We start from the raw sequence: 3,946 nt of genomic DNA, 5'->3' as shown, positions 1-3,946 counted from the left end.
TGCCGTCGTCGGCCGGCGCCGACGGGACGTGGAGGCGCCGGAAGTCGCTGCGTCCGAGAAGCCGGCCGTTATAGGAGGAATTCAGCGCGCAGCCGCCGGTGACGACGAGATTCTCGTGGGGAGAGAGCCGCCAGGCCTCGGCGACGAGCACGTCCATCATCTCCGAGAAGATCGCCTGGCCGCAGGCCGAGAGATCGGCCCAGCCGTCCTCGTCGGCCTCCGCTGGGCGGCGGGCGCGGATCTCCTCGGCCACGGCCTGGACCGTGGCGGCGTCCGAGAAGCGCAGGCGGCCGTTCTCGATCCGGTAGAGCCGGCGCAGGGCCGCCATCAGCTCGGGATCCTGCCGGCCATAGGGGGCGAGCCCCATGATCTTCCATTCCTCGCCCTTGGCCTGGTCGAAGCCGGCGAGATCGGTGACGAAGCCGAAGAAGAAGCCGACCGATTCGCGGCCGCGATGGCGCTTCACTTCCCGGAGGCGCCCCGCCTCCATCCGGTAGATCGCCGAGGCGCCGGTCTCGCCCATGCCGTCGACGACGAGGCAGGTCGCGTCCCGGAACGGCGAGCCCCACAGGCCGTAGGCGGCATGCGTCAGGTGGTGGGGGTAGCGCCTGAGGCCCGCGATGGTCGAGCGGCCGCCAGAGTCCCGGTTTCCATGGGCCCGGTCGAGGCCCAGCAGCGTGCCGTAGCCGGCCCGCCCCTGCGCCAGCGCGAGTTCGGCGATGAAGGTGCGCTCGGCCCGCTCCGGCACCAGCGAGCGGTTGAGGGCCGGCGAATGGGCCTTCAGCGCGTCGAGCCCGAAGGCGCCGGTCCCCGCCTGGTCGGCGAGGTAGCGGCTGAAGTCCGGCCCCCAGGTGGTGGCGATCACGAGCTCGGCGCCCGGCGGCAGGTGGGCCTTGAGCAGGCCGGCCATGCGGGGCGCCGAATCCGGCTCGCAGTTCGGGGCGCGCTTGTATTGCAGGTAGCGCTCCGTCGCCTCGGCGAAGAGCACCGTGCCGTCCGGCCCGACCAGGGCGAGGGCCGGGTCGTGGAAGGTGGTGGCGAGGCCGAGATAGTAGCGCATCGGGTCCGTCGATTGGGTCACGCCGCCGCTCTAGCAGCGTCGCCCCGCCCTGTCAGGCGGGGCCCGAGCGTGGCACGGGCGCATCGGGGGCGGGCTCTCGCTGCGTGATCCCGCCGGATTTCGCCCTCGTTTCCGATGCCGATATGCTAGCCCTGTCATCGGGGTACGGCCCGTCGGGCCGTCGGACGAACATGGGGCGGCGCTCTCCTCGCGGGGCGGCACGGACAGCACGGTGCGCGACATCCTGACCGCCCTGGCGGGCCTCGTCATCCTGATCCTCGCCGCGGCGCTCGTCGCGCCGCCCTTCATCCCGTGGGAGGCCTATCGCGGCTCCCTCGACGCGGCGCTCAGCCGCTCGCTCGGGCTCGAGGTCCGCAGCGACGGCCGCCTGGAGATCCGCCTGCTGCCCTCGCCGCGCCTGCGGGTCGACCACCTGCGGCTGACGGGTGGGCGCGACCGGCCCTCCCTCGACGCCCGCTTCGTCAAGGCCGAGATCGCCCTGACCCCGCTCCTCTCCGGCGAGATCCGCTTCACCGAGACCCGGATCGGCCGCGGCGAGGTCACCCTGCCGACGACCGAGGCCGGCGGCCTCCTGGCGCTGCCGGACTTCGCGGGGGAGGGCCACGACCTCGCGGTCGAGGACCTGCGGGTGGCCCAGCTCCTCGTCACCACCCGGGTGGCGGCGACCGGGCGCACCGACCAGGTCTATGCCGAGACCGTCCGGCTCTCCGCCCCGCGGCTGACCGGCCCGTGGCGGGCGGAGGGCAGCGTCGAGGGGGTGCCGTTCCGCGTCACCACCGGCGAGCCGGGCCCCGACGGGGCGGTGCCGGTGAAGCTCGGGGCCGGCGGCGACACGGTGCCCCGGCTCGATCTCGACGCCCGGGTGACCCTCCTCCCCGGGCCGGACGGCGGCCGCGTGCCGGAGGCCGCCGGCAATGCCCGCCTGGTGGTGGGGCCGCCGGCCCAGGCGGCGGGCGCCGCCCTGCCGTTCTCGGTCCAGGGCGGGTTCAAGGCGAAGGGCCGGCTCGCCACCTTCGAGACCCTGACCCTCGAGGTTCCGGGCGAGGCGCCCCTGCGCTTCACCGGCCGGGGCAGCCTCGACCTCGCGGGCGCCCGGGCCGCCTTGAGCCTCGAGGCGCGCCGCCTCGACCTCGACGGCTTCCTGATGAGCGCCGCCGGCCAGTCGCTCCTCGGCCGCGGCCTGTCGCCCGGCGCCCTGCCGGGCACCCTCTCCCTCGACGTCGCGGTCGACAGCCTGACGCTCGCTCGCGAGGAATGGACCGGCGCGGCCCTGAGCGCCGTCCTGCGGCCCTCCGGCGCCGTGGCGTTGCGGCGGCTCGCCGGCACGGCGGCCGGCGGCCTGGGGCTGGCGCTCTCCGGCGACGTGACGCCGAGCGGCGGCCTCTCGGGCCACGTCGCCCTCGACGCGCCGGCCTCCGACCGCCTCGCCCGCCTCCTCGACCGGCTCGGCCTCGGCGGCCCCCTCGCCGGGCTCCTCGACGGCCGGCCGTTCTCGGCCGAGGCCGACGTGGCGGCGGCCCTGCCGGTCCTGTCGCTGCGCAACGCCCGGGTGGCGCTGGGCAGCGCGAGGATCACGGGGTCGGCCCGCTACAGCCCGGCCGGGCCGGACCAGCCCCGCCCGCGCTTCGACGCCCAGATCATCGCCGACGGCCTCGACGTGGCGGAGCTGCCGCCGATGCGCGGCGCGGTGGCCGCCCTGCACGACCACGATGTCGGGCTGACCCTGCTCGCCCGCGACCTGCGCTACGGCCCGGCCGGCCCCCGCACCGGCGAGATCGCCGCCAGCCTGCAATCGGAGGGCGCCGCGATCCGCCTCGACAGCCTGGAGGTGCGCGACCTCGCCGGGGCCCGGGCGAGCCTGTCGGGCCGGATCGGCGCCGACGGCGCCGGGCGCATCGCCGGGCAGGTGAGCGCCCCGGTCGCCGCGCCGCTCGTCGACCTCCTGGCGCACACCTTCGTGGACGAGGCGCGGCTGGTGCCGGGCTTCTTGCGCGACGGTCCGGTCGCCCTCGACGTGACGCTGGAGCGGGAACCCGGCACCGACCAGGACCGCCTGCGCGGCCAGGCCCGCGGCACCGCGGCCGGCGGGCGCCTCGCCCTGTCCCTCGCCGCCCATGCCGGGCGGCTCGACGACCTCGACCTCCGCCTCGACGGCGTGCCCTCCGGCCGCTGGCTCGGCCGGGCAAGCGATCCGGCCCTCGTGAGCCCGGCAAGCGTCCACATGGCGGGGCGCCGCGACGGCGCGCAGGGCCCGCTGCGCCTGACCCTCGACGGCGAGATCGCCGGGGCGACGATCGGCACCGCCCGGGCCCTGGTGCTGCCCGCCGTCGGCGGGCCACCGCAGGACGGCGCCCTCACCGTGGCGAGCGCGGACCTGCGGCCGCTCGCCGGCCTCCTCGGCCGCGCCGTCCCTCCGCGGGAGCCGGTGCCGGCCAAGGTGACCCTCGGCCTGTCGCGCACCGGCGAGACCCCGCGCCTCGCGGTGACCGGCACCGTGGGGGGATCCGCGGTCGACGCGACGCTGACCCGCAACGCGGGGGGCGACGTCGCCGGCACGGTGGCCGTCGAGACGCTCGCCCTGCCCTGGCTCGCCGAGGCGCTGGTCCTGAACGGCGGGACGGCCCCGGCCGGGCAGGATGCGTCGTCCACGGGCTGGTCCAGCGCCCGGTTCGGACCGGCTCCGGCGCCGCCCGCGACCGGTCACGTCGCCATGACGGTGCGCCGCCTCGATCTCGGCCGCGGCCTCGCGTCGGACTGGGCGCGGTTCGATCTCGGCTTCGGGTCCGACGGCCTTTCCATCCGCGATTTCACCGGCGGGCTGGCGGGCGGGCGGCTCACCGGCAGCGCCACCCTGGCGCGCCAGGG

At 76.8% G+C, this 3,946-nt stretch carries 2 protein-coding genes; one reads left to right on the top strand and one right to left on the bottom strand.

The features are described 5' to 3' along the window. Positions 1-1,060: carbamoyltransferase N-terminal domain-containing protein (locus QR78_RS25055; RefSeq protein ID WP_048430316.1), on the bottom strand; the 1,060-nt coding region annotated here is incomplete at its 3' end. A gap of 232 nt (positions 1,061-1,292) precedes the next feature. On the opposite strand from QR78_RS25055, the gene QR78_RS25050 reads away from it, so the two are divergent. Next, positions 1,293-3,946 (top strand): AsmA family protein (locus QR78_RS25050; protein ID WP_048430315.1); only part of this gene is annotated, 2,654 nt, incomplete at its 3' end.

This window comes from Methylobacterium indicum (assembly GCF_001043895.1).
In the GTDB taxonomy this organism is placed as follows: domain Bacteria; phylum Pseudomonadota; class Alphaproteobacteria; order Rhizobiales; family Beijerinckiaceae; genus Methylobacterium; species Methylobacterium indicum.
The sequence above is the reverse complement of the archived record's forward strand: the minus strand, read 5'-3'. Positions and strand labels throughout refer to the sequence as shown.